The sequence below is a fragment of the Kordia periserrulae genome (assembly GCF_003054265.1).
Classification (GTDB): Bacteria; Bacteroidota; Bacteroidia; order Flavobacteriales; family Flavobacteriaceae; genus Kordia; species Kordia periserrulae.
This window is the reverse complement of the sequence record NZ_QBKT01000010.1, coordinates 22,002-37,680: the sequence shown is the minus strand read 5'-3', so window position 1 is coordinate 37,680 and position 15,679 is coordinate 22,002. Positions and strand designations below refer to the sequence as shown.

Sequence of the window (15,679 nt, the reverse complement as noted above, 5' to 3'; positions counted from 1 at the left end):
AAAGATTTTACAAAAGCATCTCCTAAACAACGAGATGCTTTTTTTTATGGTTTCAATTTAGAAATGACAAGGTGGCTGAATGGTGAAAGCAACAGTCTGCAAAACTGTTTTTTATGAGTTCGAAATGCTGAGCATTCACGAATTCCGATATAAGAAAAGTAAAATGCATGAGCTAATCTCATCCTTGTCTCACAAAATAGTATCGTAACGCAATGGTAGCGTGCTCGACTGTCTCTCGAGAAGTTGCGGGTTCGAATCCCGTCGGTACTGCAACATCTGGGAGTAGCACAATTGGCTGTTTACCTGTTTTGGATACAGGAGGATGTAGTGCTTGTGCTGAACTCGATTCAGTATTCGAGTCCTGCTTCCCAGACAAAAGTAAAATGCTCCGTTCGTCTAATGATTAGGACACCTGCCTTTCGAGCAGTTAATAAGAGTTCGATTCTCTTACGGAGTACAATATACAGAGATGGCGGAATTGGCATACGCGGCTGTCTTAGAAACAGTTTTTTAAGAGTTCGAATCTCTTTCTCTGTACAATGCAATCTTAGAAAGGAGTGCAACAAGTCTATGGTGTAACGGATAGCACATTGGCCTACGAAGCCAAAAGTATAGGTTCAAATCCTATTAGACTTACAAAAATTGATTTGTGGTGTAACGGATAGTACATTGGTCTACGAAGCCAAAAGCATAGAGCCTGTGCTGAACTTGATTCAGTATTCAAATCCTATTAGACTTACAAAATTGATCTGTGGTGTAACGGCTAGCACGCGAGATTTTAGCTCATGCGTTTATATTTCATTAATTATGAATTTCACGTATGTGACTCTCGAAGAAGAGGTTCGATTCCTCTCAGATAAACAAATAGCAAAACAAGAAATGTAGTTTAATAAAAAAACAGCGAGCGGTTATCTCGAAGATGCAAGTAACATCTTGTCATTTCTTAAAGTAATAATCAAAAATAATAACAGTCATGAGAAAAGAAGTATTACAAAGATTCTTATATAAAACGGAAGATTCAGGAAGATTCCTCGTGACTTCAAAACACACTGGAGTCACGTATTTTGTGGAACCTATTGATGCAGGAAAACCTGCTAAGTTATGGGGAGATATAGATCCTGCTACGAAAAAAATGACGGGCGATTATGGAAATAAACGCAGAGGTGCTGTTTTACCTGAAAACTCATTGATTACAGAAGAAAATGGCTTTCAAAACATTTCTATAATCAAAGGAAGTCCGTTAGGAGAAATTGATCGCAGAGATCGATTGTATGAATTGAATGATACATAATATGATTGATGATATTTATATCAAAATCATATATGAAGATACATAATCACTATGTTTTTATTCCTGTCTCGGGATTGTACTACCAACATGATTCCGAGACTTTTTTAATTTTTAGAACACTCAAAATGTCACGCCTATTTAAAAAATTACGAAAATATATAGTTGCTATTCTAACAAGAAATAAGAAAAAAGAAATTGCGGTAAGCTCTTTAAAAATCAGCGATACCATCATTTTAGACGTGATGGATAAGTTGGCTAAATTTGAAAACAACCATGGGTTTTTACAACCAATGACCTTACATAAATTGGCAAAAAAGCTAAAAACGAACCCGAAATATTTGTCGAAAATCATCAATAATCACTACGAGAAAAATTTTAGCTCGTATATCAATGATTTGCGCATACAATATCTCTTAAAAGAATTGAAAACAGACGATTCGTTAAAAAAATATACCATAAAATCATTAGCAAAAAAGTTGGGATTTGGAAATGCAGAATCGTTTGCCAAAGCATTTAAAAGACAGACAAATATGAATCCTTCAGAATATATACATAATTTGAAATAACGATAGTTTTTACCATGTTTGATACTTTTCTTGAACGGATGAGTTCCTTCGTTTACTTGGATGTAAATGTTGGAACTTTTCTTTTTTAAATCGCTAAACAAGTAGAATAACTAGCTGAAAATCAAATCATAAAACGACACAAATTCGTCTGTAATGTTTTCTGTCAGATTCAAAAGTGATAATACTCAATCTGAAAACCAAGTAAAACTACGCATCTATTTTTTAAGGGTATTGTAGAAATTTGATACTATTGAATCAACCTCAATACTTATGGAAGCTAGCCACGAAAATACACCGCAATCTGACACTATCGAAATCAAAGTATATGTGCCAATCAATGACGTTACAGAACGTCAACAAAAAATGATTGATAACGCTATCACAAAACATCCGAGAAATCGAAAATATCTTACAAATTCTGCACATGCTGAAATTTTCGCGCCAAGTAAAAACGAGGCAAACGACATTATAGCACATGCCAAATCGCAAAATTGGGACGTTAGTTTTGATGAAAAATCAAGAGAAATTACCATCAAAATACATTCTGACGACATCACAAACGAAGAAACTTCTACATCGATTGATGCGCTCAAATTTTTAAGCTCGCAAGGCGATATTCACTTAGATGTTGCTGATGAGGAACAAAAAATGAACGCAACGGCAGAAGATATCGTCAATCCTTCGCAAAAAACAGGATTCGTAAAAAGCAATCAAGAACAGCGTGTAGGGCGTAGACCAGGAATTCCAATTGAAGAACCAGCGCATGGATATAGCGTGTTGGAAATTGCAGAAAGTTACAATTTTCCAGAGGGAGATGGCGAAGGAGAGACCATTGGAATCATCGAATTAGGCGGAAAATACAATGAAGCTGACCTCGAAAAATTCTTTGCACAATACAATACACCTGTACCAGAAATTCAAATTGTGGGTACGCCTTCAACAACACCCATTAATGATGACGTTGAGGTGACGGCAGATATTCAAGTAGCTGGAATTTTAGCACCAAAAGCAAAATTTGTCATTTACTACGCAACAAGCATTCTAAATGCGATGAAAATGGCGTTGGCTGATACCGAAAATAAACTCTCTGTCATTTCTATCAGTTGGGCAGGTTCAGAATTAGGATATGCGCAGCAGGAAATCATGGAATTAAATAACGTATTTCATGAAGCGGCTTTAAAAGGAATTACCGTTGTGGGTGCTTCAGGTGATAATGGAGCGTTAAATAATAAGCAATATGCCAATGTAAATGTGCCTGTAAACTCTCCGTATGTACTCGCTTGTGGCGGAACGCAAACCTATATTACAGATGATAAAATTACGACAGAAACGGTTTGGAACGAATCAACACCGCAATCGCAAATAGCAAGTGGCGGCGGATTCAGTCAGCGCATTGCAGAACACGGATATCAAGTAGCAACTTCTAAACAATATATTGACGAATTTCCTCAATTTGAACCGTATTACAGCGCAGGCGGAAGAGGAATTCCAGATATTTCTGCAAACGCAGCCGATGCTTCTGGATATGCAATTGTATTTCAAGGAAAGTGGGTTAAAATTGGTGGTACAAGTTTAGCCACACCACTTTGGGCAGCATTAATAACTCGCATGAACCAAAACTTAGGATACAGGTTAGGATTCGTCAATCCGTATTTATATCAACTCAAAGGATCTGCTGCTTTTCATCAAATTCTTGAAGGAAACAACAACTTATACCTAGCGGCAGAAGGTTGGAATCCATGCACAGGCTTAGGAACACCAAACGGGAAAGCGTTGATACAGGCTATTGACAGTATCGACAACTAGAACAACTACTGCAATCAAAAATCTCATTAAAACTAAAATTATGGTCAAAAAAATAGCATTGGACGAACTGCCTAAACGTCTTTTGAATAGTGAAACAAAAAACGAGGACTTGGTAATGATGTATGGTTTTGTTGGTGAAGGCACGGCTGACAATAATATCCGTTTCTATTTAGATGCCAGTTTACAAAAATCAACCATTATAAAAAATGAAGATATTATGCATTATGTAAAAGTAACAAAATCGCAAAGTCCTATTGGTGGTACTGTTATTTGGCTAAAAAATGCAGCATCGTACTTAAATGGAAATCACACAGAAACAAAAACGAAATCACAGGAACACGCAGCACAATTTTTTCAAGGAGACATCTATCAACAATATGTAAATACAGTTCAAAAAAGTCCACAAAAACAGCAAAATCCGTATGCGCCTGCTTGTGGCTGTGGAAAATGTGGATAGTATTTTCTATTGAGAAAAAATTATAAAGTAAAGAAAAATAAAAAGTGACAAAAACCAACGCAATCAACATCTCACGTATGTAGTAAAATATTGTACTCAAAATTGACAGTTGTTCATCAATTTCAAAATCGTAAGATTTTAAAAATCATATTATTAACCTTTAACTTTAATTATTATGTTTACATTTTTTCATGGATGTGGAATACCTCCAATAACACTTACGTGTCAGGGTGGTGCACATGCTCAAACTATTGGACCGACAGGAACGTATGGTTGCACGCAGCCAGGTCATTGTGTTGGACCAACAGGAACACAAGGTTGTACGCAACCACAAACTATTTTGCCACCAACATTACCTCCAGCATGCGTACCTAATACGATTGGATGTACTGCAATTACACCTTGTCCAACCATCAATCCAAGATGTGGCGGACATGCAGGAGCACAAACTATTGGTGTCACTGGATGGCAAGGTTGTACTGTAATAGGTCCAACAGGAACTCAAGGATGCACAATTGTTGGTCCAACAGGAACACAAGGTTGTACTGTAGTAGGTCCAACAGGATACCAAGGTTGTGGTCAAAATAATGCTGCACATGCACAAACTATAGGTGTCACTGGATGGCAAGGTTGTACTATAATAGGTCCAACTGGATATCAAGGATGCACAGTTGTAGGCCCGACAGGCTATCAAGGTTGTGGTCAAAATGCTGCACATGCACAAACGCTTGGTCCAACAGCGTATTTAGGTTGTCACCAAGGAACAGGAACGGCTGCTACTGTTTGTACGCAAATAGGATGCGGTCCAACACACCTTTTAGGATGCACTGGATACGAAGGATGCATTCCACCAACAGGTTCAGGTCCAGCAACAGTTTGCCCAGGAGGTGATGCACAAGCACAAACTATCGGTCATACAGCGTATGAAGGTTGTGGACAGCCAGGAACGGCTGCTACCGTATGTACGCAAGTAGGATGTGGTCCAACACATCTTTTAGGATGTACAGGATATGAAGGTTGTCATGGCGGTGGAAATGCGCAGGCACAAATTCACAGTATTCCTGTAGCAGATTGTATCCCTACACGTAGTTGTACAGGAGCTTGGCCAGTATGTTAATAATAGCTTGTCTACCATAGACACAGCTATTTTTTTAGTATAAAGACTGTCTTGAAAGTTTTGAGGTTACGTCATTCTGAACTTGATTCAGAATCCTCTCAAACTCATTTCAAATTGTGATGGGAAACCGAATTAAGTTCGGTTTGACGAATTTCCAATTTTAAGACAGTCTTTTAAAAATTTAAACAAAAATTATGCGCTTAACAAAGAAAAATATCACACATTACTTGCTCGATAAAGGGTTTTTAGAGCCTAGTTCTTTTTTATCTGGAGATTATATGCTCACACAAACGCAAAGCAGAAACTCCATTTTTAAAATTCAACAGCAACAAAACAAAGGATTATTTGTTAAGCAACTCATCACACAAGATGCCACTAATAGCTATTTGATGCAGAAAGATGCGACAAGTCATTACTTAATTCATCAATCAGACTTATATCAAGAAACGGCAACACATATTCCGCAGTATTTTGGGTACGATCCGTATCATAATATTTTAGTGACGGAATATTTTGCAAATACCAAAAACGTACACGAAGTGGTATTTCGTGACAAAAAATTATCTGAAGATCATGCTATTAAAATGGCGCATATTTTGGCCTCTTTTCATTTTGATATCACCGAAGAAATAAAAAACAATAGTTCTCTTCAATTTTTCAGTAAGCAAATTCCTTGGATTTTAAACACTAACCAACTACTCAACAACAACTCAAAAGGAATTACAAATGCAGTCATCGCAGCCATTCAAAAACATCCTGATTTGGTAAAGCGAATGGACAAAGTTGCTTCGCTGTGGGAAGCTACGAGTTTGATTCACGGAGATATCAAATGGATGAATTTTATTGTGATGCCTAATAATGAAGATGTAAAATTAATTGATTGGGAAATTGCCGATTTGGGCGATCCGTTGTGGGACGTGGCGGGCGTTTTTCAATCGTATTTCTGTGCTTGGGTGTTGAGTTTTAACAATCAGAGCATTCAACAGCATCAACAAATGCCTGGTATGGAATTTTTAACGCTAGAAGCCATTACGCCTGTTGTAAAATTACTTTGGGAAACGTATGCTTCGGCACAAAAATATACCAATTCAGAAGCTAGAGAAAAATTACTCAAAACACTTTCATACACAGCTGCACGCATGTTGCAAACTGCTTTTGAAAACAATATGGCACAACCACAAATAGCTGCCAATTCAACGCGAATTCTTCAATTTTGCCATCATCTATTGGGCGATGTTGAAGGAATTGCCAAGCAATGGAACTTAATTGATTAAGACGATGGAAAACAACACATACACGGATCAAGTGCAACGAATTATTGACGCTATTGAAATCACGTCGTTGGCTACGTTTAAAGTACATGGAGAAGAAGAATACGTTCAAAATCAGATGCCGTATCAAACTTTTGCAGAAGACTTTAAATCGTTTGGAAGCAATGCTACTGTCGATTCAGACCAACAGCGAATCAATCTCATCAACGCGCTTACGAATACCATTTATTCCAAATTTTATTGCGGTATTCAAAATGACAAACACACGTCAAAACTTCCACCAAAAACTGAGCGAGAAGCGTTTATGAATGAACTTTCACAAGCAAATACCTCTACAAACGGATTCGATTACCATTGGAATATCTACAATATTGATACAAAAACAGGAAACGTGTATGTTCAAAAAAATGGCGAATTGCGTTGGTTACAGCCAAATAGTTTTCAATTTGTAAATCCACAACAAACACAAGCTGCTATCAATACAAAGGTCAATCTCTCACGACAAAAAGAAAACAGACATCTTCAACCTGTATTTTATCATGTATTTAGCAATGAAATGTTTCCACAAGAAGCTGAAATCGGACGAATTTATTGGAATGTAACGCCAGAAGGTGCATCAAAACTTATCAATATTCTCACATTAACCTTAAACGACTATAAAATTCCGTTTCAATTCAAATGTTTAAATCACCCAAAATTGTACGTGCGCTCTGATTCTGCGGTGTTATATCTCAGTAAAAAACACGTTCAAATTGTCGCGATGATTTTACATCATGTGATTCCAAATTTAGAACCGTATCTTGTAGACGAAATTCCGATGTTTACCAAAAAACTGTATAAAGGAGTTGGGTATGCGGAAGATCCTGGAAAGGGGCAAAGTTTTGGAATGAGTCGTTCTACTACCATTGCAACAGCGTTGGTAGCAGCATTTCAACAAGAAAAAAATGCTGAGCAAACTTTTGAAACTGTGGTCAATTCGTTAGCGCGAAAAGGCATGTCGCTAAATCGTTTACACCTTAACAAACACACCGCATTAACGCCAAGCTTTCCATCGTATGAATAATATAGAAACCACTCTCAAAAAAGACGTGCAAATGTATATAAAAACCGCACACAACATTGGTAAATACCTAGCAAAAGAAGCCTTATGGTACAAAGATATGTGCAATTGGACAGGTCATGAAGTAGCGCCTGTGGGCGATGTGTACGAAACGGTTGTAAAAGCGTGTGGTATTGAATTGTACAGTGGATTGACAGGAATTGCACTGTTTTTGGCGGAATTATACGAAAAAACACAAGATCCAATCATTTTGCATACGCTCAATGGCACGTTGCGAACTATTTATGCGAATATGGACGAAGATAAAGTGAACAATTTTGGATACTATTCTGGGAAAATTGGTGTTGGATTTACCTTGTGGCGCATCGGGAAAAAATCGGGGAACTCGAAGTTGGTCGAAAGAGCACTTTCCTATATCAAATCTGTAAAAGACCAAGAAATTGCCGATTATGAAGTCGATATCATTTCGGGAGCTGCGGGCGCAATTTCGGTATTACTAAAACTTTATTATGCCGAAAAAGATGATGATTTTCTCCAAATGGCTGAAAAATGTGGGCAATTTCTTTTGAAAAAAGCGTTTAAAAAAGGAGAAATCTACTCGTGGATGACGGTAGATGCCAAAAATGCACTTACAGGCTATTCGCATGGCGCTTCGGGAATTGCATCCGCTTTGATGGAATTATACGCAACCACCAAACATGAAGCGTATTGGCACGCGGCAATTGGTGGATTTAATTATGAAAAGCAATGGTTCAATCCGCAAACGCAAAACTGGCCAGATTTACGTGAATACGATGGTACAAAAACGCCAAACTATGGTGTAATGTGGTGTCACGGCGCACCAGGAATCGCAATTGCACATTTAAAAGCCTACGAAATGACGTCGCTTGATTATTTCTTAAATGAAGCAAAAATCGCTTTAGAAACGACAAAAAGAACCGTATTGCAAGAAATAAACGTTACGTCGCAAGCCAACTTTTCATTATGTCACGGATTGGCAGGAAACGCTGATATCTTATTATATGCGAGTCAATTATTGAATCATCCAGAATATGCGCAAATTGCTAGAAACGCTGGAGACTTTGGGATTGCACAATACGATGCAACGGGCGTTCTATTTCCTAGTGGCGTTAATGATCCGAGCGGTCGCACAATAGGTCAGCAAGAAAATCTAGGACTCATGTTGGGACTTTCTGGAACAGGCATGTTTTATTTGCGTTTGGCTGATACTACCATTCCTTCTGCTTTAATTCCGTAAAAAATATTTTGAAATATTTTATTGTATTGTAAAACAGTAGTTTATGTTTTTTTGTTTTTGAGAAACTAGGTGTTGGTTCATCTCAGTAATTTTAGTAATTTTGGAGCTTACCATGTATATAGGAAATTACCGTGAAACTAAATATTAAAAATCAACAACATGAAAAAAACTACTTTTATTTTATTATTATGCATGACATTTGCGTTGTTTTCGAATACAGCAACTGCGCAAGATGGTTATACCTACTCATTGCAGCACAATGGAGGTTATAGCTTTACCATTCAAGCTGTACCAAACGCCAGTGCAAATACGTTTGCGCCATTGGTGCAAAGCTATGGCTTTACCATTATAGTGCCAGATGGTGTTACGATTGATACAGGTTCCGCAACTTCTTTAGGAGGTGGTGCCAGTGCTACATTGTTTGATGGAAGCGCAGTAGGGATGCCTACTATTGATGGATACTTAATAACAGAAACCTTAGGAAGTCCAGTTACCTATCCAGCACCTTCAACAGCTACGAATACAAATGTATATACATTTACCATTAATGGAAGTCCGACTTCTGGTGATATCTATATTTTAGAAAATAATTCTGCTTTGGCAAATACGATTACGGCATTAAAATCATTCAAGCAAGCAGATATGATAGATGACGGAATGACCACATTCGCAAACGTAGTCGATCCAAATGCTGCTGCGGTTACCGCGCCATCATCGTTTAACTTTATGACATTAAGTACTACAGAAGCTGAATTGACAGGCGTAAATGTATATCCGAATCCTGTAAAAAATGTAGCAACAATCTCTGGAGTTTCAGATATTTTATCTGTTGAGGTGACCAACTTAAATGGACAATTGGTATTAAAAAACACGTCTAACCTAGAAACCATTGACATGACTAGTCTGCCAACAGGCATCTATTTTGCTAAAATTATGGCTGCAGCAGGTTCGAAGACGGTGAAGTTGATTAAGGAGTAAATCATTACAACATAGCATATAGCAAAACGCCATTTGAAAGAATGGCGTTTTTTTATGTTTGAAATTGAAGGAAAACAAAAAACCCAATCAAAATTTTGATTGGGTTTTTCTGGTGGTGCCTCCAGGAATCGAACCAGGGACACAAGGATTTTCAGTCCTTTGCTCTACCAACTGAGCTAAGGCACCAGTCGCAAATGCGGATGCAAATATAAGCGTTTTTTAAATTTGACAAAACTATTTTGCAAAAAAAACGTTTCTTACCTTAGCAAAGTCTAAAAAATAAAGATGAATTTAATTGTAGATGCAGGAAATACCTATGTAAAAGTAGCTGTTTTTCAAAAAGATAACATGCTGTTTTACGAAAGTTTCAAAAAAGAAGTATTTCAAAAAAAAATTGAAAAAATTTTACAAGAGTATGTCAAGATTGACCGAATGATTACATCATCTGTGACCACATTGAGTAGCGATACCCAACAATTTTTACAAAATCTACGTATTGAAGTGCATACCTTAACGCATCAAACGAAGGTTCCTTTTCAAAATACGTATGCAACTCCAAAAACGCTTGGAGTGGATAGAATTGCGCTTGTCGTTGCTGCTGTAACAAAATATCCAAAGCAGAACGTGTTGGTCATTGATGCAGGAACGTGCATTACCTACGATTTTAAAACCGATAAAGAAGTCTATTTAGGCGGCGGAATCTCACCAGGAATCCAACTTCGATACAAAACACTCAACCTATTAACTGCAAACCTTCCACTTTTGGAACCTAAAATGCCAGAAAATTACATTGGAAATTCTACAGAAAATGCCATTCATTCTGGAGTGAGTATAGGTGTCATCACTGAAATTGATGGGATAATTGACCGTTATAAAGAGCAATTTGAACATTTAACAGTTATTTTAACAGGCGGCGACACTAATTTCTTGGCTAAAAGGTTAAAAAATACCATATTTGCGAATTCAAAATTCTTGTTAGAAGGATTGAATAATGTTTTAGAATATATTAGATATAATGATTAGAAAGTTTTTAGGATTATTAATTTTGTTGTTCATCTGCCAAATTAGTAGTGCGCAACAAGGAACGTCTTCCCCATATTCATTCCTCGGAATAGGTGACTTAAAGTTCAATGGAACGATAGAAAATAGAAGCATGGGCGGCATAAGTATCTATTCAGATAGTATTCATGTCAATTTACAAAACCCTGCTGCTTATGGAAACTTAAAATTCACTACTTACACACTAGGAGCAAGTTACAATCAGTTGCGTTTGGAAAGTGATAGTGGGCAAGATAAAGGTGCGTCTACTTCGTTAGATTATTTAGCAGTAGCGTTTCCTATATCAAACAAAGTTGGTGTAGGTTTTGGATTGGTGCCATATACTTCCGTAGGTTATAAATTTGAAGGAATTGGAGAAACAGGCTTTGCATCGGCTCCATATAAGTTTGCGCAGTATGAAGGTGAAGGTGGACTCAACTCTGTATTTTTCTCTTTAGGATATAAAATTGCAAATGGCTTCTCTGTTGGAGGAACGATTAACTATAATTTTGGTACGATTGAAAACCAGAATACAGAATTTTTAGGTGAATTGAATGAAGATGGTTTATTCTTTAGAACACTAAACTACGGAACACGCTCCAGAGATGAATCTAAATTAAGTGGATTGAGCTACAATTTGGGCGCATACTATGAAACGAAGTTTAATGACAAACTCTCGTTAACAACATCACTTACATTTTCACCGCAATCGGATATCACATCTAGAAACTCTCGCGTGTTAACAGCTTTAAACATTACTGGAGCTGGCGGAGAAATTGTTAGTCCAGGGCAAGTAGAGGAAGTGAATTTAGGTAATAAAACCAAAACCGATTTAGTGTTGCCAACGCGACTTGCTTTTGGAGCGGGAATTGGTGAAAAAAACAAATGGTTTGCAGGAGCTGAATATACACTTCAAAACAATAGCGATTTTGGAAATGGACTTACGACCATTGAAAATGTAAACTACGAAAACGGTTCTAAAATTGAAGCAGGAGGTTTTTATATTCCAAAATACAATTCATTCACAAGTTATTGGGATAGAGTTACATATAGAGCTGGAATTCATTATGAAGACACAGGAATCATGGTGCGCAACGAAGCCATAAATGATTTTGGCATATCTTTTGGAGTAGGACTACCAGTATCACGATCATTATCAAATGTAAACCTTGGTTTTGAGTTTGGAAGAAGAGGAACAATGAACTCCGGATTAATCCAAGAAAATTATGTAAACTTTCAAATAAGTTTATCTTTAAATGATAAGTGGTTTATAAAAAGAAAATACAATTAATCGATAAATATTAAAGAAATGAAGAAGACTATTACATTATTGGTTGCAGGGTTGTTTGCCGTAACGAGCTTCACAACTTTAAGTGCACAAGATTGTAGTACTAAGCTATCTCTCTTTGCTGAAAATGCAAAAGCTAAAAACTATGATGAAGCTGAGAAACAATTAAATGAACTAAGAAAAGATTGTCCAACAATTAGTTCTGCACTATATGCATACGGGGAAAGAATTTATAAAGCAAAACTTGATGATGCAGCTGACAAAAAAGCAGTAGCACAAGAGCTTATCAAATTGTATCAAGAACGAATTGAAAACGTTCCTGGAAAAACTAAAAAAGGAGATGTATTAGGTGATATCGGTTCGCTGATGGTTGATTATGAAATTGGCGATGTAAGAAGTCAGTACGATGCGTTTGACAAAGCTTTCAAAGAAGATTTGGAAAACTTTAAAAATCCAAAGTCTTTATATCAGTACTTTGAATTGTACTATAAAATGTATCAAACAGGTGATTCTGGTGTATTGTTAGAAGATTTAATCCAAAAGTTTGAAGAATTAACGGAAAAATTCGAAGCTGAAAGCGAAAGATTGGCTAAAATCAAAAACAAGTTAATTGCTAAGACAGATGCTGGACAAAATTTAACATCTAAAGAAAAAAGACAAGAAAAAGCTGCAGATATCAACATTAAAGCCATTGCTATTTTCTCTGGAAATATGGAAGCGTTGGTAGAAAAAGTATCTACATGCGAAACGTTAATTCCATTATTTAGAAAGAACTTTGACGAAAACAGAAACAACTCACTTTGGTTAAAAAGAGCTGCAGGAAGATTGGATGCGAAAGGCTGTGATGAAGATCCATTATTCGTAGAATTGGTAGAAGCTGTAGATGCTTTAGAACCATCGGCTAACTCTAAAAGATACTTAGCAGGAATCTATGAAAGAAAAGGAAACTTAGTAAAAGCTGAAGAGTACTTGAACCAGTCGTTAGACATGGAAAAAGATCCTATCAGAAAAGCAACATTATTATATAAAATCGCTTCAAAAGCTAAGAAAAGAGGTCAAAAATCAAAAGCGAGAAAGTATTACTTAGATGCAGTAAAAAACAACCCATCTTTAGGTGGAGCATACTTAAAAATTGCACAATTATACGCTTCAAGTGTAAACGAATGTGGAAACGACGAGTTTACCAAAAGAGCAGGATACTGGAAAGCTGCGGAAATGGCTAGAAAAGCTGGACAAGTAGATCCATCATTAAAAAGTATTGCAGACAGAACCGTAAGTTCATACATGCAATCTGCGCCAAGCAAATCAGATGTATTTAGTAAAGGATACAAAGGAGGCGAAAATATTCCTTTAAACTGTTGGATTGGCGGTAGCGTACGAGTTCCAAGTTTATAATAAGGAATCTGTGAAACTACATAAAAAGCATATCTTACAAGGCATTGTCACAATATTCATTGTGGCAATGCTTTTTTCATGTCAGGACAATTATAGCGAAATCCAAAAGCTTTCGTACAACAAGCGTTTTCCTGTCGGAGAAGCGGAAAATATGTTTTTAATCTATACCGATTCAGGTAAAGTAAAATCAACTCTGCGAAGTCCGTATAACAAAGATTTTTCCAATCAAAAATTTCCATTTATGGAATTTCCTAACGGAATAGAATTGGAGTTTTTTGACGAACAAAACAACAAAAGTGTCGTAACTTCCGACTATGCAATTTTGTATAGTGACACAAGATTAGTAGATTTACAAGGAAATGTGGTACTCAAAACACACGATGGAAACATATTAGAAGCACCACAATTATATTGGGATCAAGATCGCGAATGGATTTTTACCGAAGGCGAATTCAAGTGGAGCAATGAATATGGCGTACTGTTGCAAGGCTCTAACGGAATCGATTTCAACAGAAACCTAACCATCATTGATGCGCACGAAATCTATGATAGTACCATTCCGATAGAGGAAAAAGACAAATAAACACAACAATCAAACAAAATCAAACAACTGTGAAAGTTTTAAAATACACAAAATACGTATATCTCTTAGTGGCGGTATTATCTATTGTTAAAATAGTAACCACGTGGAATAGCGAACAAAGAATAGACTATATTTTTGTAGCTTTTGGAGTGGTTTCGCTATTTATGTTTTTCTTCAGAAGACATTACGAGAAAAAATTTGAAGATCATTCAAAAAACCAATAAGGCATGGACATACAGGTGCTCATTATTATAACGGCATTACTGTTTTCCGCATTTTTTTCAGGAATGGAAATCGCGTACGTCTCCGCGAATAAAATTCATATCGAATTGGAAAAAAAGCAAGATGGAATTCTTGCAAAAGTATTGAGGCGACTTACCCAAAAACCTTCAAAATTCATCGCAACCATGCTTGTTGGAAACAATATTGCACTGGTCATCTATGGATTTTTTATGGGCGATTTAATCACGGAATGGGTACATGACACATCGTGGCTCAATCAATACATTACGGTGGAGTACGAGCTGCTGTTTCAAACCATTATTTCTACCTTAGTTATCTTGGTAACGGCAGAATTTTTGCCCAAAGTATTCTTTCAAGTGTACGCAAACAATCTCTTAAAATTCTTGGCGATTCCAGCCTATATTTTCTATCAATTATTTTGGTTGATTTCTGAATTTGTCATGTGGATTTCGAATGTCGTACTGCGAAAATTTTTCAAAACAGAAGGCGACGAAGTGCAATTAGAATTCAGCAAAGTTGAACTTGGCGATTACATCTCAGAACAAATGGAAGCTGGACATGATGACGACGATTTGGATTCTGAAATTCAAATATTTCAAAATGCGTTGGAATTTTCTGCGGTAAAAACCCGCGAAGTCATGATTCCGCGAACGGAAATTGTGGCGATTGAATTGCGAGAATCGACGCAAAATCTTGCGAAACTCTTCTCGGAAACAGGCTATTCCAAAGTCTTAGTCTACAAAAATACAATTGATGATATCATCGGATATGTGCATTCGTTTGAGTTATTCAAAAAGCCAAAAACCATTCGTAGTATTGTGTTGCCTGTCGTATTTGTACCCGAAGCAATGTTGGCAAACGATGTATTAAACGTACTGACAAAAAAACGCAAAAGTATCGCGGTAGTGCTAGACGAATACGGTGGAACTTCCGGAATTGTTACGGTGGAAGACATTGTAGAAGAACTATTCGGAGAAATAGAAGATGAACACGATGTTACAGAGCTTCTTGAAAAACGAGTTGGTGAATACGAATACCTATTCTCAGCGCGTTTGGAAGTTGATTACATCAATGAAACTTACAAACTCAATCTTCCGGAAAGTGAAAACTATGAAACGTTGGGCGGCTTAATTGTAAGCGAAACAGAAGAAATCCCGCAAAAAGATGAAGTCATCATTATCAACGATTTAAAGTTTACCATTTTAGAAGTATCAAACACGAAAATTGATACAATTCAACTGCAAATTCTCTCCGAAGATTAAAATCCCGAAAATTAACGAATTAATACGCAGTTCTTCTTTTATTATTTGGTAGGAAATTGTATTTTC

The 15,679-nt window shown here is 36.7% G+C and carries 14 protein-coding genes and 6 tRNA genes; 19 read left to right on the top strand and 1 reads right to left on the bottom strand.

The window, feature by feature from the left end; genetic code table 11:
- The first annotated feature begins 65 nt into the window (after positions 1-65).
- From C8N46_RS20635 to C8N46_RS17250, 14 genes are all read left to right on the top strand, one after another.
- Positions 66-190 (top strand) — tRNA-Cys (locus C8N46_RS20635).
- 8 nt (positions 191-198) lie between these two features.
- Positions 199-270, top strand: a tRNA-Asp gene (locus C8N46_RS17310).
- A 115-nt stretch (positions 271-385) separates the two neighbouring features.
- A tRNA-Glu gene (locus C8N46_RS17305) sits at positions 386-457 on the top strand.
- Positions 458-463: 6 nt separating this feature from the next.
- A tRNA-Leu gene (locus C8N46_RS17300) sits at positions 464-537 on the top strand.
- A gap of 27 nt (positions 538-564) precedes the next feature.
- Positions 565-636 (top strand) — tRNA-Arg (locus C8N46_RS17295).
- Between the two features lie 337 nt (positions 637-973).
- Positions 974-1,291 carry a hypothetical protein gene (locus tag C8N46_RS17290; protein ID WP_108116374.1) on the top strand — a complete coding sequence of 106 codons (318 nt, stop codon included), beginning with the start codon at positions 974-976 and terminating at the stop codon, positions 1,289-1,291.
- A 125-nt stretch (positions 1,292-1,416) separates the two neighbouring features.
- Complete coding sequence (locus tag C8N46_RS17285) at positions 1,417-1,857, top strand: helix-turn-helix domain-containing protein (RefSeq protein ID WP_158269192.1); 441 nt, start codon at positions 1,417-1,419, stop codon at positions 1,855-1,857.
- A 270-nt stretch (positions 1,858-2,127) separates the two neighbouring features.
- Entirely contained in the window at positions 2,128-3,663 is a 1,536-nt protein-coding gene (locus C8N46_RS17280) for a S53 family peptidase (RefSeq protein ID WP_108116372.1), read from the top strand.
- 40 nt (positions 3,664-3,703) lie between these two features.
- Positions 3,704-4,120, top strand: a complete 417-nt coding sequence (locus C8N46_RS17275) for a hypothetical protein (protein ID WP_108116371.1) — start codon at positions 3,704-3,706, stop codon at positions 4,118-4,120.
- 175 nt (positions 4,121-4,295) lie between these two features.
- On the top strand, positions 4,296-5,237 hold the full coding sequence (locus tag C8N46_RS17270; RefSeq protein ID WP_108116370.1) for a hypothetical protein: 942 nt from the start codon (positions 4,296-4,298) through the stop codon (positions 5,235-5,237).
- A 194-nt stretch (positions 5,238-5,431) separates the two neighbouring features.
- Complete coding sequence (locus tag C8N46_RS17265) at positions 5,432-6,511, top strand: phosphotransferase (protein ID WP_108116369.1); 1,080 nt, start codon at positions 5,432-5,434, stop codon at positions 6,509-6,511.
- Positions 6,512-6,515: 4 nt separating this feature from the next.
- On the top strand, positions 6,516-7,571 hold the full coding sequence (locus C8N46_RS17260) for a T3SS effector HopA1 family protein (RefSeq protein ID WP_108116368.1): 1,056 nt from the start codon (positions 6,516-6,518) through the stop codon (positions 7,569-7,571).
- Between the two features lie 31 nt (positions 7,572-7,602).
- Positions 7,603-8,826, top strand: a complete 1,224-nt coding sequence (locus tag C8N46_RS17255; RefSeq protein WP_211314507.1) for a lanthionine synthetase LanC family protein — start codon at positions 7,603-7,605, stop codon at positions 8,824-8,826.
- A 159-nt stretch (positions 8,827-8,985) separates the two neighbouring features.
- Positions 8,986-9,804, top strand: coding sequence for a T9SS type A sorting domain-containing protein (locus C8N46_RS17250; protein WP_245896927.1), 819 nt, complete (start codon positions 8,986-8,988; stop codon positions 9,802-9,804).
- A 110-nt stretch (positions 9,805-9,914) separates the two neighbouring features.
- On the opposite strand, the gene C8N46_RS17245 is transcribed toward C8N46_RS17250, so the two are convergent.
- Positions 9,915-9,990: transfer RNA gene (locus C8N46_RS17245), tRNA-Phe, on the bottom strand.
- Between the two features lie 99 nt (positions 9,991-10,089).
- Between C8N46_RS17245 and C8N46_RS17240 the strand changes: the two genes are divergently transcribed.
- From C8N46_RS17240 to C8N46_RS17215, 5 genes are all read left to right on the top strand, one after another.
- On the top strand, positions 10,090-10,827 hold the full coding sequence (locus C8N46_RS17240) for a type III pantothenate kinase (protein ID WP_108116362.1): 738 nt from the start codon (positions 10,090-10,092) through the stop codon (positions 10,825-10,827).
- On the top strand, positions 10,820-12,133 hold the full coding sequence (locus tag C8N46_RS17235; protein ID WP_108116360.1) for a hypothetical protein: 1,314 nt from the start codon (positions 10,820-10,822) through the stop codon (positions 12,131-12,133). The genes C8N46_RS17240 and C8N46_RS17235 overlap by 8 nt, the downstream gene beginning before the upstream one ends.
- Before the next feature lie 18 nt (positions 12,134-12,151).
- Positions 12,152-13,525: a tetratricopeptide repeat protein gene (locus C8N46_RS17230; RefSeq protein ID WP_108116358.1), complete on the top strand. Its 1,374-nt coding sequence runs from the start codon at positions 12,152-12,154 to the stop codon at positions 13,523-13,525.
- Between the two features lie 10 nt (positions 13,526-13,535).
- Positions 13,536-14,108, top strand: coding sequence for an LPS export ABC transporter periplasmic protein LptC (gene lptC, locus C8N46_RS17225; RefSeq protein WP_108116356.1), 573 nt, complete (start codon positions 13,536-13,538; stop codon positions 14,106-14,108).
- 227 nt (positions 14,109-14,335) lie between these two features.
- On the top strand, positions 14,336-15,613 hold the full coding sequence (locus C8N46_RS17215) for a hemolysin family protein (protein ID WP_108116352.1): 1,278 nt from the start codon (positions 14,336-14,338) through the stop codon (positions 15,611-15,613).
- Positions 15,614-15,679: the final 66 nt, after the last annotated feature.